Source organism: Alcaligenes sp. Marseille-Q7550, assembly GCF_965112015.1.
Window position 1 is genome coordinate 1529892 of sequence record NZ_CBCOPU010000001.1, and the last position, 19277, is coordinate 1549168.

At 66.1% G+C, this 19277-nt stretch carries 19 protein-coding genes and 2 pseudogenes; 6 read left to right on the forward strand and 15 right to left on the reverse strand.

Annotated features, from left to right (window positions below; genetic code table 11):
* The first annotated feature begins 11 nt into the window (after positions 1–11).
* Positions 12–440, forward strand: a complete 429-nt coding sequence (locus ACWPWO_RS07300; RefSeq protein WP_454005580.1) for a hypothetical protein — start codon at positions 12–14, stop codon at positions 438–440.
* On the opposite strand, the gene ACWPWO_RS07305 is transcribed toward ACWPWO_RS07300, so the two are convergent.
* Positions 434–964, reverse strand: coding sequence for a helix-turn-helix domain-containing protein (locus ACWPWO_RS07305; RefSeq protein ID WP_454005582.1), 531 nt, complete (start codon positions 962–964; stop codon positions 434–436). The genes ACWPWO_RS07300 and ACWPWO_RS07305 overlap by 7 nt on opposite strands.
* Before the next feature lie 127 nt (positions 965–1091).
* On the opposite strand from ACWPWO_RS07305, the gene ACWPWO_RS07310 reads away from it, so the two are divergent.
* From ACWPWO_RS07310 to ACWPWO_RS07320, 3 genes are read left to right on the forward strand one after another with little or no spacing between them, the layout of a single operon-like run.
* Positions 1092–1862 carry an ABC transporter ATP-binding protein gene (locus tag ACWPWO_RS07310; protein ID WP_454005584.1) on the forward strand — a complete coding sequence of 257 codons (771 nt, stop codon included), beginning with the start codon at positions 1092–1094 and terminating at the stop codon, positions 1860–1862.
* Positions 1863–1902: 40 nt separating this feature from the next.
* On the forward strand, positions 1903–2826 hold the full coding sequence (locus ACWPWO_RS07315) for an ABC transporter substrate-binding protein (RefSeq protein WP_454005586.1): 924 nt from the start codon (positions 1903–1905) through the stop codon (positions 2824–2826).
* 39 nt (positions 2827–2865) lie between these two features.
* Complete coding sequence (locus ACWPWO_RS07320; protein ID WP_454005588.1) at positions 2866–4524, forward strand: ABC transporter permease; 1659 nt, start codon at positions 2866–2868, stop codon at positions 4522–4524.
* Here the strand turns inward: ACWPWO_RS07320 and ACWPWO_RS07325 are convergent.
* The 3 genes from ACWPWO_RS07325 to mgtE form a co-directional block, all read right to left on the reverse strand.
* Positions 4521–5531 carry an HD domain-containing phosphohydrolase gene (locus ACWPWO_RS07325; protein ID WP_454006304.1) on the reverse strand — a complete coding sequence of 337 codons (1011 nt, stop codon included), beginning with the start codon at positions 5529–5531 and terminating at the stop codon, positions 4521–4523. The genes ACWPWO_RS07320 and ACWPWO_RS07325 overlap by 4 nt on opposite strands.
* Complete coding sequence (locus tag ACWPWO_RS07330) at positions 5528–8485, reverse strand: MHYT domain-containing protein (RefSeq protein WP_454005590.1); 2958 nt, start codon at positions 8483–8485, stop codon at positions 5528–5530. Before ACWPWO_RS07330 ends, ACWPWO_RS07325 begins: the two co-directional genes overlap by 4 nt.
* Before the next feature lie 182 nt (positions 8486–8667).
* The gene (gene mgtE, locus ACWPWO_RS07335; RefSeq protein ID WP_454005592.1) at positions 8668–10008 is read right to left on the reverse strand and encodes a magnesium transporter; all 1341 of its coding nucleotides are present in this window, start codon (positions 10006–10008) and stop codon (positions 8668–8670) included.
* 153 nt (positions 10009–10161) lie between these two features.
* Between mgtE and ACWPWO_RS07340 the strand changes: the two genes are divergently transcribed.
* Together ACWPWO_RS07340 and cnbZ are read left to right on the forward strand one after the other, a co-directional pair.
* Positions 10162–10527 carry a YgiW/YdeI family stress tolerance OB fold protein gene (locus ACWPWO_RS07340; protein WP_454005594.1) on the forward strand — a complete coding sequence of 122 codons (366 nt, stop codon included), beginning with the start codon at positions 10162–10164 and terminating at the stop codon, positions 10525–10527.
* A gap of 152 nt (positions 10528–10679) precedes the next feature.
* A complete protein-coding gene (gene cnbZ, locus ACWPWO_RS07345) occupies positions 10680–11441 on the forward strand; it encodes a 2-amino-5-chloromuconate deaminase CnbZ (RefSeq protein WP_454005596.1) in 762 nt (253 codons plus the stop codon).
* Here the strand turns inward: cnbZ and ACWPWO_RS07350 are convergent.
* The 11 genes and pseudogenes from ACWPWO_RS07350 to ACWPWO_RS07400 form a co-directional block, all read right to left on the reverse strand.
* Complete coding sequence (locus ACWPWO_RS07350) at positions 11438–11905, reverse strand: hypothetical protein (protein ID WP_454005598.1); 468 nt, start codon at positions 11903–11905, stop codon at positions 11438–11440. The genes cnbZ and ACWPWO_RS07350 overlap by 4 nt on opposite strands.
* A gap of 66 nt (positions 11906–11971) precedes the next feature.
* Positions 11972–13326: pseudogene (gene nhaA / locus ACWPWO_RS07355) on the reverse strand (Na+/H+ antiporter NhaA).
* Between the two features lie 118 nt (positions 13327–13444).
* Positions 13445–13903, reverse strand: a complete 459-nt coding sequence (dtd, locus tag ACWPWO_RS07360; protein WP_454005600.1) for a D-aminoacyl-tRNA deacylase — start codon at positions 13901–13903, stop codon at positions 13445–13447.
* Between the two features lie 26 nt (positions 13904–13929).
* Positions 13930–14274, reverse strand: a complete 345-nt coding sequence (locus ACWPWO_RS07365) for a DMT family transporter (RefSeq protein WP_454005602.1) — start codon at positions 14272–14274, stop codon at positions 13930–13932.
* Positions 14275–14281: 7 nt separating this feature from the next.
* Positions 14282–14803 (reverse strand): DedA family protein, encoded by a 522-nt coding sequence (locus ACWPWO_RS07370; protein ID WP_454005604.1) that lies wholly within the window; start codon positions 14801–14803, stop codon positions 14282–14284.
* A gap of 21 nt (positions 14804–14824) precedes the next feature.
* The gene (locus ACWPWO_RS07375) at positions 14825–15295 is read right to left on the reverse strand and encodes a GNAT family N-acetyltransferase (RefSeq protein ID WP_454005606.1); all 471 of its coding nucleotides are present in this window, start codon (positions 15293–15295) and stop codon (positions 14825–14827) included.
* Positions 15288–15692, reverse strand: a complete 405-nt coding sequence (locus ACWPWO_RS07380; protein ID WP_454005607.1) for a YchJ family protein — start codon at positions 15690–15692, stop codon at positions 15288–15290. The genes ACWPWO_RS07375 and ACWPWO_RS07380 overlap by 8 nt, the downstream gene beginning before the upstream one ends.
* A gap of 585 nt (positions 15693–16277) precedes the next feature.
* Positions 16278–17000, reverse strand: coding sequence for an arsenical resistance protein ArsH (gene arsH, locus ACWPWO_RS07385; RefSeq protein ID WP_454006306.1), 723 nt, complete (start codon positions 16998–17000; stop codon positions 16278–16280).
* A gap of 81 nt (positions 17001–17081) precedes the next feature.
* Positions 17082–17417 (reverse strand): annotated as a pseudogene (gene arsC / locus ACWPWO_RS07390) (arsenate reductase (glutaredoxin)); the annotation flags it as partial.
* A gap of 26 nt (positions 17418–17443) precedes the next feature.
* Positions 17444–18733 (reverse strand): arsenic transporter, encoded by a 1290-nt coding sequence (locus tag ACWPWO_RS07395; RefSeq protein WP_454005609.1) that lies wholly within the window; start codon positions 18731–18733, stop codon positions 17444–17446.
* 19 nt (positions 18734–18752) lie between these two features.
* On the reverse strand, positions 18753–19076 hold the full coding sequence (locus tag ACWPWO_RS07400; protein ID WP_454005611.1) for an ArsR/SmtB family transcription factor: 324 nt from the start codon (positions 19074–19076) through the stop codon (positions 18753–18755).
* Positions 19077–19277 lie beyond the last annotated feature (201 nt).

Sequence of the window (19277 nt, forward strand, 5' to 3'; positions counted from 1 at the left end):
AAGGAGCGGACATGGAAATGAGCTGGGCGCATCAGGCCAGCCGCCGCATCGAGCGGCCGGCTGCCGAAGTTCTTGATTTCATGGCTGACCTGAGCCTTCTGGGGCAATGGTCGCTGGGGTGTTTCGACACCCGGCCGGCGGGCGAGGGCGTGGTGGCGGGCACGTCCCTGTTCGACGGCGGGCAGACCCACGTCAGCGTGGAGGTCCTGCGCGAGCAGGGGCTGCTGCGCTATTGGGTGGGCGGTGCCGCCGAGCGCAGCCCGCGCATCAGCGCCTGGGTGCAGCCCATCGATGAGCGCGCCTGCGTGCTGGTGATGATGGCCGCGCGCACGGCCGGCATGGACGAGGCGCGCTGGCAGCGCCTGCAGCGCTGCCACGAAACGGAGCTGGACCTGATCCAGGCCCAGTTGCACAGCGGTTGGCGGCGCCGGGCTCAGTAGCTGGGCGGGGTGATGGCGACGATGAAGCGCACGTCCTGGTCGTAAGGATTGCGATAGGCGTGCGGCAGGCTGGAGTCGAAATAGCAGCTGTCGCCCGTCTCCAGGCAGTGGATGTGCCCATCCACATCCACCATCAGCCGGCCTTGCGTGACGACCACGCATTCTTCGGCCGGGTGACTCCAGCGCTCTCCCACGGAGGCGCCGCCGGGCGGCAGAAAACCCTCCAGCATCTCGATCTTGCCGAAACCGGGAGAGATGCGCCGGTACTGCACGCCCGAGGCCGAATGCAGCGTCATGCGCTCATGTTCGCGCACCACGGCCACCCGTTCCAGATTGTCTTCCAGCAGCGAAAAAAGAGGCGTGTCCAGAGCGCGCGCGATCTGGCGCAGCGTATCCAGGCTGGGCTGGGTCAGGCCGCGCTCGACCTGGCTGATCAGGCCCGGGGACACCTGGGCGAGTTCGGCCAGCTTGCGCAGGGAAAGTTTCTTGTGCTGTCGCAGTTCACGGATACGCAGGGCGGCCATGACGGGGAGGGGGTGGTGGCAAAGCCTGCATTGTAAGCCATGGCCGCCCGGACGCATGGTCATCAGGCTGTCATGTGCGCTGCCTAGACTGCAGGGGCTGATCGAATCCCAAAGAGGAGCTTCCTGCATGTCATTGCTTTCCCGCCTGCGGCGGCGCGCGTTCGCGCACGCCCATCCTCCGGACTCCGCCTGCGCGCCTGACGTTCCGCCGGCCTGTCCGCTTTCCCTGGACCGACTCGTCTATCGCTACGGCGCCCAGCCCGTGCTCGACGGCATCAGCCTGGAGGTGCCCGCCGGCCAGGTGCTGGCGCTGCTGGGGCCGTCGGGCTGCGGCAAGAGCACGCTGCTCAAGGTGCTGGCCGGACTGATCCAGCCCCATTCCGGCAGCGTGCGGCTGGGCGCGCGCCAGTTCAACGGTCCGCAAGTATTCGTGCCGCCCGAGCGTCGCGACCTGGGCATGGTGTTTCAGGACTACGCCTTGTGGCCGCATCTGTCGGTGGCCGACAACGTGGGCTTTCCGCTGCGCATGCGCGGACTGGAGCCCAAGCTGCGGCGCGAGCGCGTCGAGTGGGCGCTGGAGCGCGTGGGCCTGGCCGGTTTCGGGCCGCGCCGCCCCGCCCAACTGTCCGGCGGGCAGCAGCAGCGCGTGTCCCTGGCCCGCGCCCTGGTGGCCGCGCCGCGCCTGTTGCTGTTCGACGAACCCCTGTCCAACCTGGACCGCGAGCTGCGCGAGACCCTGTGCGAGGAAATCGCCGCCTTGCTGCGCCAGATGAACACCACGGCGGTGTATGTCACCCACGATGCCCAGGAGGCCGGCCGTCTGGCGCATCGCATCGCGCGCCTGCAGTCCGGTCGCCTGCTGGACATTGCCCCCAATCCCGACTTCAAGGTTCACTGATATGCTGCGTACTGCTTTGTTTACTTTCCTGACGAGTTCCATGATGTTTTCCGCCTCCCCGTCTGCCCAGACCCTGACGGTGTATTCCGCCGGCCCCGGCACATTGATCAAGCAGTTGGCCGCTGATTTCGAACGCAGCGAAGGCGTGAAAGTGGACGTGTTCCAGGCCACCACCGGCAAGGTCATGGCGCGCGTCGAGGCCGAGTCGGCCAATCCGCGCGCCGATGTGGTGATATCCGCGTCGTGGGACAGCGCCGCCGAGCTGGATGCGCGCGGATTGCTCGCGCCCCTGGAGACCGGCGAGGCGGAGGGGCAGGTGCCCGCCTTCCTGAAGCAGCCCAATTACGTGGCCCAGGGCGTGTCCGCGCTGGGCATGGTGTGGAACCCGGCCTCGGGCACGCCGGCCCCGCAGGACTGGGCCGATCTGCTCAGGCCCGAGTACCGCGATCGCGTCACCATGCCCGATCCGGCGCTCTCCGGCGCCACGCTGGACTTGCTGCTGGGCCTGCAGGCCGCCAGAGGCGAGGAATTCTGGGCCTTTCTGGCCGGCCTGAAGGAGCAGGGCATGACGATTTCCGGCCCCAATGCCCAGGCTCTGGCGCCCGTGCTGCAGGGCGCGCGCGCGGTGGTGTTCGGCGCCGTGGATTATGTCAGTTATGCGGCGGCGGCCAAGGGCGAAGCCGTCCAGGTCATCTTTCCGCAGTCGGGCACGGTGATCGCGCCGCGGCCCATCATGGTGATGAAATCCAGCCGGCAGCCCGAGCTGGCCCAGCGTTTCGCCCGCTTCCTTCTCTCGGTCCCGGCGCAGCAGGCCGTGGGTCAGGCCTGGCTCATGCCCGTGCGCACCGGCGTGGCGGCGCAGCGGCCCCTGCTGGCCGACATCCGCATCCTGGACGTGCAGGCCGGCGCCAGCGAGCGCCAGGAGTTGCTGCAGCGCTTCAACCAACTGTTCAACCGCTACTGACCGCACAGGGCGCGGCCCGCACGGCCGCGCCGTCTCGCCATGATGATGATTCGACAACGATGGGGTTCGTCCGCCACCGCGGGCGCGCTGTTGCTGCTGGTCGGGCTGCCCGTGGCCATGATCGTGCTGCAGGCGGTGTTCCCGCAGTGGCACCAGGGCTCGTTCACACAAGCTTTCCAAGGGCTGGCGCGCCAACTGGCCCAGCCGCAGGTCTGGGGACTGGCCGGCGACACCCTGGCGCTGGGCTTGACGGTCGCGGCGATCAGCGCCGCCATCGGCATCCCGCTGGGCGCGGCGCGCGCGCTGTTCGCGCTGCCCGGCGCCAGATTGTGGGACCTGCTTTTCCTGATCCCGTTTCTTCTGCCGCCCTACATCTGCGCGCTGTCCTGGACGCTGGCGCTGCAGAGCCGGGGCTACGTGCATCAGCTCCTGGGCTGGGACGGCTCGGCCTGGCTGTTCTCGCCCTGGGGCGTGGCGCTGGTGATGAGCCTGAACACTTTCCCGGTCGTGTATTTCGCCGTGTCGCGCAGCATGGCCGGCGGCGGCCGCTACCTGGGACTGGTCGCCAGGGTGTGCGGCGCCTCGCCCGCCCAGGCGTTCGCCCGCGTCATCCTGCCGCTTGCCCTGCCCGCCATTCTGGCCAGCCTGCTGCTGGCTTTCACCTTGTCCATCGAGGAGTATGGCGTGCCGGCGGCGCTGGGAACCCAGGCCGGGCTCAGCGTGCTGACCGTGGCCATCGAGCGCCGCCTGTCGGATTGGCCCGTGGATCTGTCGGGAGCCGCCATGCTCTCGCTGATCCTGATGCTGCTGGCCCTGACGGCCTATGCCGTCCAGCGCGCCGTGCTGGCGGGACGTCAATTTGAAACCCAGCTCGGCCGCTCCGTGGCCAGCGCGCCGGCGGGCCTGGGATTCTGGCGCTGGCCCGTGCTGCTCGCCTTCGCGCTGACGGCCTTGCTGGCGGTGGGCGTGCCCCTGGCGGCGATGGTTCTGGGCGCCCTGAGCCGCACGGTGTCGGGCGGCGTGGCCTGGGGCAATCTGGGACTGGATCATTTCCGGGCATTGCTGCAGGGGAGCGACGGCGCGCTCCAGTCCCTGGGCTCCAGCATGGGTCTGGCGTTGGCCACGGCCTGCCTGACCGCCTTGCTGGGCGTGGCGGCGGCCTGCCATGCGCAGAACGCGCGCACCCGCCTGGCGGGTTTTCTGGACGGGCTGTCGCTGATGCCGGCGGCCATTCCCGGCATCGTGGTGGGGGTGGGGCTGATCCTGGCCTGGAACCAGGCCTTCTGGCCCCTGACGCCCTATGGCACCATCTTCATCCTCGTGTTGTCCTATTCGTGCCTGCTGCTGCCCTATCCGGTGCGCTATGCAGGCGCGGCGCTGCGCCAGATGTCGCCTTCGCTGGCCGCGGCCGACCGGGTCCATGGCGCCAGCGGCGCGCAGGCCTTCTGGCGCATCACGCTGCCGCAGATCTGGCCCAGCGTGCTGGCGGCGATGCTGATGGTGTTCGCCGTCTCTTCCCGTGAACTGGTGACTTCGCTGCTGCTGGCGCCGGCCGGCGTCAGCACGGTGTCCATCTATATCTGGCGCCAGTTCGAGCAGGGCTCCATCGGCCAGGGCATGGCCATGGCCTGCGTGGCGATGGCGGCCAGCCTGGGCCTGATGCTCGCGGCCCTGCGGCTGCAGCGCCGCGCCGGCTAGACGGCGGACTCTTCCGTTTCGTCAGCCCATTTCTGCTTGATGTCCAGCATTTCCGGCAGGCACTTGTCCAGCAGCGCGACCAGGGCGGGATCGAAATGTTGGCCGGCCTGCTCCCGGATGTGGGCGACGGCGTCTTCCACGCTCCAGGCGCGCTTGTAGGGCCGCTCGCTGGTGAGGGCGTCGAACACGTCGGCGATGGCGATGATGCGCGCCGGCAGCGGGATGTCCTCGCCTTTCAGGCCGTACGGATAGCCGCTGCCGTCCCATTTCTCGTGATGGTACAGGGCGATGGAGCGCGCCAGCTTGAGCAGTCCGTGCGAATGATGGCCGATGATGCGCGCGCCGATCAGGGTGTGCGTGCGCATGATGTCCCACTCGGCGGCGTCCAGCTTGCCGGACTTCTGCAGGATGGCGTCGGGAATGCCGATCTTGCCGATGTCGTGCATGGGCGCGGCGTGCAGCAGTTCATCGGCGGCTTCGTCCGAATAGCCCGCCCAGCGCGCCAGGATGCGGGCGTAGTGGCTCATGCGGATCACATGCCGGCCCGTTTCATTGTCCTTGTACTCGGCCGCCACCCCCAGGCAGCGCACGATCTGCAGGCGGCTCTCGCGCAGCTCCCTCATCTGCACCAGGGACAGGTGGTTGCGGATGCGCGCGCGCAATATGGACGGATTGAAGGGCTTGGCGACGTAGTCCACCGCGCCCAGGTCGAAGCCCAACTGCTCGTCCTGCGCCTGCGCCAGGGCCGTCACGAAAATGACGGGGATGCCCTGGGTCAGGGGATTGGCCTTGAGTTCGCGGCAGACATCGTAGCCCGAGAGCTTGGGCATCATGATGTCCAGCAGGATCAGCTCGGGCAGGTCGCGCTGAGCCAGCTCCAGCGCCTTGGCGCCGTCCTTGGCAAAGAGCAGCCGGTAGTCGTTCTGCAGGGTGTGACGCAGGATCTGCAGGTTGGCGGGTTCGTCATCGACCAGCAGCAGGGTGGGGGCGAGACACGGTGAAATTATTCATGTCGCGGTTTATCGGCGGCCAGGGTTGCGTTCAGCTCGGCGATCAGGCCGGCAAGTATGGAATTGGCCTGTTCAAAGTCGAAGGCGTCGATGGCTTTGTTCAGGCTGGACAGGGTGGTGATCTGGCCCTGGCCTTCCAGATGGCGGCAGACAGCCTGAAAGGCTTCTTCGTCCAGTTCGCTGCGGCTGACGCTGTCCTGCAGCCGGCGCATGCGGGCCAGCGCCTGGGCCGGTTGCAGGGCGGCGGCGGGGTGTTCGGACGTTGCGGCGGGGCGGCTGTGCTGGTTAAGTTCCATGGCGACGCTGTTGAGCAGGTCCTGCAGGCGGTAGATGCGGTCGCGCGTATGGCGGGTCTCGCCGCGGCGGATCTTGTCCTCCAGTTCGCCGGCCAGCTTGGCGACCGGCGTCAGCCCCAGGTTGGCGGCCGTGCCGCGGATGCCGTGCAGACTGCTGAGCATGATTTCCCAGTTGGGCTGTTCATGGCTGGCCTCGCTCAAGGGATAGCGGGTGGCCAGATCGGACAGGAAGCTCAGGATGGCGCGCCGCAGGCGCTCGTGCGATCCCCACAGGCGCACGCCCGCGTCCCAGTCTATCAGTTGCGGATCGACCGGCCGCGGGACCTGCTTGTCGGGCTGGGAAGGATCCAGTCCCAGGACCAGGGCGATCTCCTGGAACAGGCGCGACAGATCCAGGGGCTTGGTGGCGAAGCCGTTCATGCCCGCTTCGCGGGCGGCGCGGCGGTCCGACTCCATGACGCTGGCGGTCAGGGCGATCAGCGGCAGGGGCTTGCGGCCTTCGCGGCGTTCTTGCTCGCGCCAGCGGCGCGCGGTCTCCAGCCCGTCCATGTCGGGCATGTGCACATCCACCAGGGCCAGGTCGAAATGCTCGTCCTGCAAGCGTTCCAGGGCCTCATGGCCGTTGCCGGCCACCACCACGGCATGGCTGTGCTGCTCCAGGGCCAGGGTCAGCAGTTCCTGGTTCAGGGCGACGTCGTCGGCCACCAGGACGCGCAGGGGCGGCAGATGGGGCATCTTCCCGTCGTCGGGCATTTCGGCTGGCGCTGCGCCGGGCTCCAGCGGCACGGTCACCTGAAATACGCTGCCTTGGCCCGGCGTGCTGCGCACGCCCAGCTCGCCCCCCATCAGCTCGACCAGTTGGCGGGAGATGGTCACGCCCAGGCCGGTTCCGCCAAAGCGGCGGCTGATGGACACGTCGGCCTGTGCGAAGGGAGCGAAGACATGGCGCAACTGCTCGGGCGTCATGCCGATGCCGGTGTCGCTGACGCGCATCACCACGCTGTTGCGCCCGCTTTCCACATCGACCCGCACCGAACCGCTCTCGGTGAACTTGATGGCGTTGCCGATCAGGTTGTTCAGCACTTGCTGGATGCGCAGCGGATCGCCCCGATAGTGGTCCTGCAGCTCGGGCGCGTAATTCAGGCGCAGCTCCAGGTGCTTGGCCTCGGCCGCCAGCCGCAGCGAGGCCACGACCTGGCTGCACAGATCCTTCAGCGAGAAGTCGATCTTCTCCAGCTCGACCGAGCCGCGTTCCAGCTTGGTGGTGTCCAGAATGTCGTTGAGCAGACTCAGCAGCGAGCGGGCGGAGTTGCGCACGATGGACAGGTGCTTGTTCTGCTGGGGGTTGAGCTGGCCGCGCAGCAGCAGTTCGGTAAAGCCGATGATGGCGTTCAGCGGCGTGCGGATCTCATGGCTCATGTTGGCCAGGAAGGCGGTCTTGGCCTGGGCCGCCTGTTCGGCGCGCTCGGCCGTCTCGCGCAGCGACATGGCCATGGCCTTGTAGTCGCTCATGTCGGAGACAAAGCCCACGAACAGCGGCTCGCCCGGCTGGAGCACCTTGCCCACGGCCAGCCGCATGGGCATCAGGCTGCCGTCCTTGCGCAGACCGGTCACGTCGCGACCCACGCCGATGATCTTGGGATCGCCGGTGCGCAGATAGTTGGCCAGGTAGCCGTCATGGCGCGAGCGGTCCGGCTCGGGCATCAGGATATTGATGTTGCGCCCCAGCACTTCGCCCGCTTTCCAGCCGAACAGGCGCTCGGCCGAGGTATTGAAGTCCTGGATGGTGCCCTTGCTGTCTATGGTGATGATGCCGTCCACCGCCGTGTCCACGATGGCGCGGATGCGCGATTCGCTCTCCTCCATTTTCAGGAAGAGCTGGCGATAGCGCAGCAGGCCGTTGGCGGCCGTGACCAGCACCGTCACGGTGATGGTGAAGGTGGACAGTGCCAGCGAGGCGAAGGTGCTGTTGAACATGATCATGCTGTCCGGCTGGGAGGCGTCGCCGATGAAGCGCGCGGCCGCCATGCCGGTGTAGTGCATGCCCGAGATGGCCAGGCCCATCACGATGCCGCTGATGACGATGCGCTGCAGCAGCGTCAGGCCCGTGCGGTGCAGGCGAAAGCGTATCCACAGCGCCAGGATGGCCAGCGCCACGGCCACCAGGATGGACACCAGGAAGGTGACCGGCTCGTAGCGCAAGGCGGGCGCCATGCGCATGGCGGCCATGCCGCTGTAGTGCATGGCGCCGATGCCCAGGCCCACCAGCACGCCGCCCAGGACCAGGTGCGAACGCTGCACCCTGGCCTGGGAGAGGATCTGCAGCGCCACCCAGGAGGCGGCGACGCTGGGGACCACGGACAGGATGGTCATGGCCGGATCGTAATGGATGGAGGTGCACAGCTCGAAGGCCAGCATGCCGATGAAGTGCATGGTCCAGATGCCGCCGCCCAGTGCGATGGCGCCGGTGCCGATGGCGACCTGGCGGTACAGGCGCAGGTCTGCCATGCGGGCGATGTGCGCGGTCTGCAGCGCCATGCCGGAGGAAAAGATGGCGACCAGCAGGGACAGGATGACCAGCCCGCTGTTGTATGTGCCGATCAGGAAGGGAGCCGTCTGGTCGGCGCTGATGAAGAACTGGTCGAGAATCTGCATGGGTCCGTGGGCCTGGCTGGGCCGTGAGTTGTTCTTGGTGTCGGGCTCCGCCCGCCGGCGGCGGGGGGCGCAGGTAAAGCCGCGTCGGCGGCTTATCGGACGTATGTAACTGCGAGGATATGTTACTGAAAATCGACGCGGCTGTAGCGGCTTTTTCTGACGGCGGGCCGGGCCCGCCCCGCCTAAAGCAGGGTGCCGGTCAGCAGCAGGGCGGCCACCGAGAAATAGATGACCAGGCCCAGCACGTCGACCAGCGTGGCCACGAGCGGTGCGGACGCGCTGGCCGGATCGAAGCCGACGCGCTGCAGCAGGAAGGGCAGCATGGAGCCTATGCACGATCCGAAGGTGACGATGCCCACCAGGGCCAGCCAGATGGTGAAGGCGATCAGCAGGGAGTGTTCGCCGTAGTCGTACAGGCCCAGATGCTGCCAGAGCTCGATGCGCACGAAGCCCACGGCGCCCAGCAGGGTGCCCAGCACCAGGCCGGCCGGCAGTTCGCGCAGCAGCACGCGCCACCAGTCCGCCAGGCGTACGTCGCCCAGCGCCAGGCCGCGGATCAGCAGGGAGGTGGCCTGTGAGCCGGAGTTGCCGCCCGAGCTCATGATGAGCGGGATGAACATGGCCAGCACCACGGCTTTCTCCAACTGGAATTCGTAGTGCTGCATGGCGCTGGCGGTCAGCATCTCGCCCAGGAACAGGGCGGCCAGCCAGCCGCCGCGCTTGCGTATCATGGTCCAGAAGCCGGCCTGCAGGTAGGGCTTGCCGATGTGCTCGGCGCCGCCGAAGCGGTTCATGTCCTCGGCCGCCTCGTCCATCAGGGCGTCGATCACGTCGTCCACCGTGACGATGCCGATGATGACGTTTTCCTCGTCGACCACGGGCACGGCGAGGAAGTCGTGGCGGCGGATGATCTGCGCGACGACCTCCTTGTCCGTGTAGGCCTGCACGGTGACCGGCGTTTCCCCGCGCCACAGGTCCGTGAGCGGCGCCTGCGGATCGGCGCAGACCAGCTTGCGCAGCGGGACCACGAACTGCAGTTGCTTGAAGGGATTGACCACGTAGATGGCGTACACGGTCTCGCGCGTGCTTTCCACTTCGCGGATGTGCTGCAGGGTGCGTGCGACGCTCCAGTCCAGGGGCACCTGGAGGAATTCGGTGGTCATGATGCCGCCGGCCGTGTCGGCCGGGTAGTGCATCAGTTGCATCACGGAGGTACGCGTGGGTTGGGACAGATGGCCCAGGATGCGCTCGCGCTCGGCGGGCTCCAGGTCCTGGAGCAGGTCGGCCAGACGGTCTTCGGCCAGGGTTTCCAGCATGGGCCAGCGTTGCTGCCGCGCGGCGTCCATCAGTACATCGCCGGCCCAGCGCAGCTCGGGCCGCTCCAGCAGGGTGTGCAGGCGCTGGTCGTCGAAGTCGCGCACGGCGGCGACGGCCTGCCGGCGTTCCAGCAGATTGAGCGCCTGGACGAGGTCGGCCGGATGGGCCTGCAGATCAAGCAGCGAGGTCGCTTGGGAAGAGGGCATGGAGAACTCCGTTGGGCATGCTGAGGCTCGAGGCGGAGTCGGCCGCGCCAGGGCGGTTGCCGACGGGCCTCATTGTAACCAACTGCGAAGGAAGGCAGGCGGATGCGTCTTTGATGCTAGGATGAATTCTGTTTCTTACAACAGGAGCGCAGCATGAAGAACTCTCGTTTGACGATGCTGGCCGCCGCCCTGGCACTGGGCGGCGCCATGATGACTGCGGCCCAGGCCCAGTACGTGGGTCCGTCCGAGCACAAGTCCCTGACCACCGTGGACCAGGTGCTCAAGAATGCCAAGGACGACGATCAGGTGGCGCTGCGGGGCAAGCTGGTGCGCAAGGTGTCGGATGAAAAGTACATCTTTGCCGATGAAACCGGCGAGGTCCAGGTCGAGATCGACGACAAGATATTCCCCAAGGTGCCGGTGGATGAGAACACGCCGGTCGAGATCAGCGGCGAGATGGACAAGAGCCTGATGGGCAAGTCCGAAATCGACGTCAAGGCGATCGCCATCCTCAAGTAGGAGCTTTTTCGCGCCGCCCGGGGCCCGCAGGCCTGGCCTGCGGGCTTTTTTGCGCGCGGACGGTGCTATAGTGCCCGCTTTCGCGCCGCGTCGGCGGAGCGCGACCTTCATTCAGGCTGGGCAGGGTGCCCGCCGCAAGACCAGGAACGACAATGAGCAATGCAGTGGTATTTGACAAGGGCAACTACCGTTTCGTCCCCACGGGCGTGAACCGCTATTCGGCCGGCGTGGCCGCCCAGCCCGGCTATGAGATCTGCCGCGTGGTGTTTTCCGAGCCCGTGCCCGTGAAGGAAGGGTTCGACCTGATCCAGGCCGTGCTGGAGGCCGAGGAACGCCCCCTGACCGCCTTGTGCGCCTGCGAGCTGCGCTCGCCCGAACCGGTCAGCGACAGCGGCTTCAACAGCTTCAACGAAAGCTATGTCCAGACCCTGACCGACTGGGGCCTGATCAAGGGCAAGCACAATCCCGTGGCGCGCAGCAATGTTTCGCCCCTGGTGGACGCGCCCGCCGAACCCAGCTTCTATGCCTTCAGCTATACGGTGGACACCGACATCGAGGAGTCCACCTTCGTGATCGCGGGCAGTTGCGAAGCTCCCGAGACGCCCGGCGACTACAAGGATGTGGTCGTGGCCTACCAGGATGTGTCGCCAGAAGGCTTGTTGCAGAAAGCCCGCTGGGTGCTGGACGAGATGGAGCGTCGCATGCAGGTGCTGGGCTTCGAGTGGGCCGACATCACGGCGACCCATGCCTACACCGTGCACGATGTGCATGCCTTCATGGCCAGCGAACTGGCACGGCGCGGCGCCATCCGCAACGGCCTGGGCTGGCATCTGGCCCGTCCGCCCGTGGTGGATCTGGAGTACGAGATGGACTGCCGCCGCGTGCTGAACGAGCGCGTGCTGGTGATCGACTAGGCGGACCGGCCCGCCAGGATTTCCTCGCGCAATTGCGTGAGGATGGCGCAAAATACCGTGGCGGGAAGCGAGGTCGCGGGCGATTCAGGCTCGGGCGTCAGATGCACCAGGACGTGGCCCCGGGTGCTGGCCAGCGCCGCCGTCAGGCCTTCGCTTTGCAGGATGCGGGCGCGGATGGCGCGGCCTATCAGCGCATGGTGCGCGGCGCTGCCGTAGGCCAGCTCCTGATCCTGCCACCAGACCACGCGGCGCTCGGCCTGGGCGCCGGCTTGCTTGGCCTGCATGCCGAAGGTCTCGAAAATGGCCGCGCGGCGCGCATCGTGGGGCGCGAACTTGATGCCCTGGATGAAGCCCTCGACGGAGGCCAGCAGCCGGCCGTCCAGCACGAATGGCGAGAGCACGAAGTTGGACAGGGCCTGGCCGCGCCAGTCCGGCGCGGTGCTGGAAATATTGAATTCGGTCATGCTGTGGTCCTGGCTGGACGGGCAGGCGCGCCTGCGGGTCGTCCAGCATACCATTGTCGGGGCTTGCTAGGTCGCCGCCAGAGCCGCCTGGCGGCGGTAGCGGCGCTGCAGCGCCAGGCCCCAGGCCAGCCCCAGCAGTGCGGACACCAGCGAGCCGCACAGCACGCCCAGCTTGGCGGCATCCAGCAGCCCCGCCTGATCGAAGGCCAGATTGGCCACGAAGATGGACATGGTGAAACCTATCCCCGCCAGCAGGCCGATCAGCGTGACGCCCTGCCAGTCCATGCCGGGAGGCAGGGAGCACAGGCCCAGGCGCACCGGCAGCCAGGTGCCCAGCAGCACGCCCAGCGGCTTGCCGACGATCAGCGCGATCGCCACGCCCAGCAGGGCGCTTTGCGCGCCGGGCGCCTGCAGGTCCAGTCCGCCCAGGCTGACGCCGGCGTTGGCCAGCGCGAAGACGGGCATGATGACGAAGGCGACCCAGGGTGCAGCAGCGCGGGGATGCGGTCCACGGGCGCCAGCATCTCGCGCTGCGCGAGATGCATGTCGCGCAGGGTATGCAGCACCTCGTGGGCATCCTGCTGATGCTCCAGCTTCTGGGCCAGTTCCAGGTTCAGGTGGCGGGCCTTGCGCGGCAGCGGCAGGGCGCGCACCGGGCTCATCATGCCCAGGACCACGCCGGCCAGGGTGGGGTGCGCACCGGTCTTGAGCAGGCCGAACCAGAGCACGGCGCCGGGCAGCACATAGGCCCAGGCCGAGCCTATGCCCATTTTCTGCAGGCCCAGCACGGCGGCCACCCCCACGGCGGCGATCAGGAAGGCGCTGTAGTCCAGGCCGCCCGAATAGAAGAACGCGATGATCAGGATGGCGACCAGGTCGTCGATGATGGCCAGCGCCAGCAGGAATACCCGCAGGCTGCCGGGCAGCGAACGTCCCAGCAGCGCCAGCACGCCCACGGCGAAGGCGATGTCGGTGGCGGTCGGGATGGCCCAGCCCATCAGCACCATGGGTTCGCGGTTCAGGGCGGCATAGATCAGGGCGGGCAGGGTGATGGCGCTCAGGGCCGCGCAGACCGGCAGCATGGCCGAGCGCCAGTCCGACAGGGCGCCGTCATGGATCTCGCGGCGGATCTCCATACCCACCACCAGGAAGAACAGCGTCATCAGGATGTCGTTGACCCAGAAATGCAGGTCCTGGGAGAAGCGCCAGGAGCCCAGTTCGAGGGTGACCTGGGTGTGCCAGAGGGCGTGGTAGCTGTCGGCATGGGAGGAATTGGCCCAGATCAGGGCCAGGGCGGCGGCCAGCAGCAGGGCCACGCCGGCGAGCGCCTCGATGTGCAGCAGGCGTTGCAGTTGTTGCTGCAGGCGGCGGGTGAACGTATGGGCGCGCGGCGGCGGCGCCCCGGCGGTGACGGGGGACATGGTCGGCAAGTCTCCGCGAGGCGGCCCGACCTGCGCATGTATTTAACCTGTTTTGCGGCACCATGCCGCAAAGACACCCAGCCGGCATTATAGGGAGCCTTATTTTTTAAGGCAAATGTCAGCTTGCGGCGCCATCGGGCGGGATGTGCAGGGGAATGGTGACAGGGCCGTCATTGATCAGGCTCACCTGCATGTCCGCGCCGAACAGGCCGCATTGCGTGTCCGGCAGGCGCTGGCGCGCCCGCGCCACCAGTTCGTCGAACAGCGGCTGGCTCACCGCCGGCGGCGCAGCGCGGCTGAAGCCGGGGCGGTTGCCCTTGCGCGTGTCCGCCGCCAGGGTGAACTGGCTGACGAGCAGCAACTGGCCGCCGGCCTGCAGCAGGTTCAGATTCATTTTTCCATCGGCGTCGCTGAAGATGCGCAACGTAAGCAGCTTGTCCAGCAGGCGCTCGGCCTGGACGGCGGTATCGCCGTGTTCCGCGCAGACCAGCGCCAGCAGGCCTGCGTCGATGCGCGCCACGGTCTGTTCCTGGATGTCCACCTGGGCGCGGCGCACGCGTTGAATCAGGGCAATCATGGTTCGGGTCTCGAGTCGGGCCGCGTTCAGTGGGCGACCGTCTTGGAAAAGAGGTTCACGATCAGCACGCCGGCCACGATGAAGCCTATGCCTATCATGGCGGGCAGGTCCAGCTTCTGCTTGAACAGGAACCAGCCTATCAGGGAGATCAGCACGATGCCCACGCCGCTCCAGATGGCGTAGGCCACGCCCACGGACATGGTGCGCAGGCTGAGCGACAGGAAGTAGAAGGCGCCGGCGTAGAACAGCACGGTCAGCAGGCTGGGCGCCAGGCGCGTGAACTGCTGCGATTGCTGCAGCAGGCTGGTGGCGATGATCTCGCAGACGATGGCGATGAAGAGGGTCAGGTAGCTGGCGGCAAGAGGCGTCATGGCGAAGTCAGAAACTCTGGAAGCTGAGCCAGCCCGGCAGCAGCAGCACGCTGGCCCACAGGCAGGCCGAGGCCCAGGCCGAGACATGAAAGGCCAGCGGCGACATGCCGCGGGTGCCGGCGATCAGGGGCACGGTGGCCCGCAGCGGGCCGATGAAGCGGCAGGCCACGATGCTGAACCAGCCCCAGCGGGAGAAAAAAGCCTGCGCCTTGGCGTACAGGTGAAGGCGCTTGCGGGCCCATTCGAAATGAAACAGATTACCCCCATAGCGCTGTCCAAGCCAGAAGGAAATCCAGCTTCCCAGGCCCGCGCCCAGAGACACCGCCAGCCACACGGGCAGCAGCTCCATCTCGCCCGCGCCCACCAGCGCGCCCACGGACAGCAGGATGGCGGTACCGGGCACCAGCAGGGCCAGGAAGGGCAGGGACTCGACCAGGCACAGGGCGAACACGGCGGGCGCCACCCATTGGGGGTTGGCGGAGATCAGTTGCGTGGCCTGGTCGGCGAAGTCGGTAAGCGTGCTCAGCATGAAAGGTCCGAGTAGGGAGCGTCAGGGCAGGGGCAGGCTCAGCATCAGCCTGTCCTTGTGCTGGATGCCGTCCTCGAACAGCGGCTGCTGGTAATGTCGCAGGAAGTAATCGCGCTCCACGGCTACGACGCGAAAGCCGGCGCGCTGATAAAAGGTCAGCGGATAGCCGAAGGCGCCGGTGCCCACGTCCAGCCGCCGCGCGCCTTGGGCGCGCGCATGGGCGATCACGGCCTGCAGCAGGCGGGCGCCCAGGCCCTGGCCTTGACGCTCCGGGCGCACGGCGATGTTCATCAGCTCCCAGGCCTGCCCAGGCAGGGGCCGAAGCACGGCGGCGGCCAGCGTCTGCCGGCCGTCCGTCACCCGCCAGGCCGTGCCGGTGCGCAGATAGCCCTGCACCAGCGACGGGCTGGGATCGGCCTCCAGCAGGAGCTCCATGGGCAGGTCTTTCCCAGACGCTTGTTCGATGCGCAGGCCATCCAGCGGCTCAGTCATGGAAATCGCCCTCCACGTAGAACCAGCGTCCGTCCTCGCGCACGAAGCGGCTGGTTTCGTGCAGGCGGCTGGCGCGCCCGTTCAGCCGGCTGCGGGCCACGAATTCCACGATGGCGTGGTCGGCATCGATCCGCTCATGCCGGCGCACCTGCAGCCCCAGCCATTGCAGCCCGGGAGGATTGGGCTCCAGCGCGGCAGGCCGGGTGGAGGAATGCCAGGTGGCCAGCAGATAGTCCAGCTCGTCCCGCACGAAAGCGCTGTAACGCGAGCGCATCAGCGCCGCGGCATCGGGCGCCAGCAGGCGCCTCTCGCCCGCATGCCATCGGCCGCAGCAGGATTCATAGGCCGCGCCGCTGCCGCAGGGGCAGGAGGCGGCTTGGGAAGACGACTTTTTCACGGGAAGAATCAGGGGAAAACAGACAAGTCCAAAAGCATACCTGAAAGATAGCTGAATGTTTCCTGAATCCGGTGAGCAAAGGTAGCCGCCCCTGCCTGGTTTTCGTCGCGGCGCGCTCCAGGCGGGAAAATCGAGAGCATGCGGACGCGGTTGCTGCCGAAGGGTGCTTGGCCGCAGCGGCGAGGTCTGGAGCGAGCTTGGAGCCACGGTGATGAAATGCAATGAGGCCGGCTTAACTAGAGCATTAAATGGGCTGACTGGACATGCTTTCTGAACACACGCTCTGGTGCTTATGCTAAAAATTTGCCGCGTGACCAGGCGAGCTTGATCTGCGCGTTTCTTCGCGTCGTCCGCTAGCCGTCTACTCGTCTGCTTGATTTCTGCGTACTGGCTCGTTGGGGCCGACCCAGGTGCAAGAAAACTGTCATGGGATGGATAAAGGAGGCGGCGACTATGAGGCTGCGCGGGCCTTCCTCCAGCGTTTCGAGTCGAGAGAGATGCCAAGTCGTTCAGGCCGCCGCGCTGGATTGAGTCGCTATCCAGCATGGCAGTGCTTCAGGCGCGGCTTGGATCCCTGTCTTTGGCTTAGATGCTTTTTTGGTGGACTCTCTTGCTCAGCGCTTGCGCGCTTTCCTTGCGTTCGCTGTAGCGGTCCACCAAGTACGGCGCCAGGTCGCGTGTGAGCAGCGTGAACTTCATCAGTTCTTCCATTACGTCCACGATTCGGTCGTAGTAGGCCGAGGGCTTCATGCGCCCGACTTCATCGAATTCCTGGTATGCCTTTGCGATCGATGACTGGTTCGGGATGGTCAGCATGCGCATCCAGCGTCCCAATACGCGCATCTGGTTGACTGCGTTGAAGGACTGGGATCCTCCCGATACCTGCATCACCGCCAGTGTCTTGCCCTGGGTAGGGCGGACGGCGCCGACCGAGAGTGGAATCCAGTCGACCTGGGTTTTCATCAGTCCCGTCATTGCGCCATGACGTTCAGGCGAACTCCACACCATGCCTTCGGCCCACTGCACTGAGTCATGCAACTCCTTGACCTTGGGGTGATCGACCGGCGCATCGTCCACCAGCGGCAGACCCGAAGGGTCGAACATTCGAGTTTCGCCGCCGAGCGCACGCAGGATGCGCGCCGCTTCTTCCGCGGCCAGTCGGCTGTACGAGCGCTCGCGCAGTGAGCCGTAGAGCAGCAGAAAGCGCGGCGCGTGCGTTGCGCGCTGAGGCGCCAGCAGTTGCCGGGCGTCGGGTTGCTGGAACAGTGCGGCGTCGATATTGGGCAAGTCAAGAAGGGATTCAGACACGGCGCCCCTCCCCGCGTCCACGACCATTTCGCCGTCCTCCTTGTTGAATGCGCCGCGCTGCGGCTGGGGAAGAATGTCCAGCACAGTTTCCGACGGTCGGCACAGGCGCGTGCCCAAGGGCGTGACCACGATGGGCCGGTTGATGAGGATGGGGTGCTGGAGCATGAAATCGATCAGTTGCTCATCCGTCCATTTCGGGTCATTCAGGCCGAGTTCCGTATAGGGGGTGCCTTTCTCGCGCAGCACCGCGCGCACGGAAACGTCCATCTTGGCGATGAGCGCTGTCAGCGCGGCGCGGTCGGGTGGCGTTTTCAGATACTCGATGACGGCCGGTTCTTCCCCGCTGTTCCGGATCATGGCCAGCACATTGCGGGATGTGCCGCATGCAGGGTTGTGATAAATCGTGATGTCGCTCATGGTGCTCGATTCCTCTTATAGGCAGCTCAGGATCCGGCGCTCAGTCGTACGGCCAGCGCCGCCAGGGTGATGAGCAGTACGGGCGTGGTAAGAACTGCGCCCACTTTGAAGTAGTAGGCCCAACTGATGGTCGTGCCTTTCCTGGCCAGTACATGCAGCCACAGCAATGTGGCCAGGCTGCCGGTAGGGGCGAATTTCGGGCCCAGGCCGCTGCCGATCACATTGGCATAAATCATGGCGTCCTTGACCGTACCGCTGGCGGCAGATGCATCGATCGAGAGCGCGCCGACCAGCACAGTGGGCATATTGTTCATGATCGAGGACAGCAGCGCGGAGAGTACGCCGGTTCCCATCGCCGCCCCCCAGATGCCTGCTTCAGCGAATCGGTTCAGCAGCGCGGCGATGTGATCGGTCAGGCCGGCATTGCGCAGGCCATACACCACCAGATACATGCCCAGCGAGAACACGACAATTTTCCATGGCGCGCCATGCAGCACTTTGCGTGTGCTGATGACGGTTCCGCGAGCGGCCACCCCCAGCAGGAGCGCGGCGCCGGCGGCGGCAACGGCGCTGACGGGGACCCCCAAAGGCTCAAGCGCAAAAAAACCAAGCAGAAGCAAGACCAGCACGGCCCAGCCGGTGCGAAACGTGGTCGGATCCTTGATTGCCGCGGAAGGCTGCTTGAGTTGCTCCAGCTTGTAGGCGGCCGGAATGTCTCGGCGAAAGAACAGGACCAGTACGCACAGGCTGGCCAGGACCGAGACGACATTGACGGGCGCCATCACGGACGCATAGCCGGTGAAGCCGATGCCGAAGTAATCGGCGGACACGATGTTGACCAGATTGGAGACAATCAGCGGCAGGCTGGCGGTATCGGCAATGAAGCCGGCGGCCATGACGAACGCCAACGTAGCCGCAGGAGAAAAACCGAGGGCAAGCAGCATGGCCATCACGATGGGTGTCAGGATCAGGGCGGCGCCATCATTGGCGAACAATGCGGCAACGGCGGCTCCAAGCAGCACGATCAAGGCAAACAGCTTGAGTCCGCTGCCGCCGCCCCAGCGTGCAAAGTGAAGTGCGGCCCACTCAAAAAAACCAGCTTCATCGAGCAACAGGCTGATGATGATGACCGCTATAAAAGTGGCGGTGGCGTTCCAGACGATGCCCCAGACGATGGGGATGTCGCCCAGGTCGACGACTCCCAGCAGCAAGGCAATGGCGGCGCCTATCGATGCGCTCCAGCCAATGCCCAGGCCACGCGGTTGCCAGATGACCAGGGTCAGGGTGAAGATGAAGATCAGGGTGGCGGTCAACATGCTCAGCGGGCTATGTCGTTCAGCATTTGCAGGCGGTAGCGGAAGCGGGCGTGCATGGAGCGCCTTGGCAGCAGTTCTCGGTGAGGTACGCCAATAGGTCATTCATCGTTGGAAATTCCGCACGATACAGCACGTTGCGTCCGTGCCGCTCCTGGCTGACCAGCTCGGCATGCGAAAGTTCTTTGAGGTGAAAGGAGAGCGCATTGGGAGCGATGCCCAGTTGCTCCGCGAGGGCGCTGGGAGTCAGACCTTCTGGCCCTGCCACGACCAATGCACGAAAAATTCGTAGTCGGGCTTCGTGGGCCAGGGCGGATAGCGCTCGGATGACGTTGATTTCTTGCATTTGTGTCAATAATACATCAATTGTTGAATTATTGGGGTGTTTTCTAATCCAGTCCCGAGGCCCAACGCGGGCAGGACGGACTTTTTCAAGGAGAAAGGCAAACGTTGAGGCGTGTGGGATGCACTTCAGATGGCGCACGCTTGGTCGATGTTCGGCGCCTGGCACGTCACCTTGCCCAGTTGCCGTGCGACAGGGTGCCGC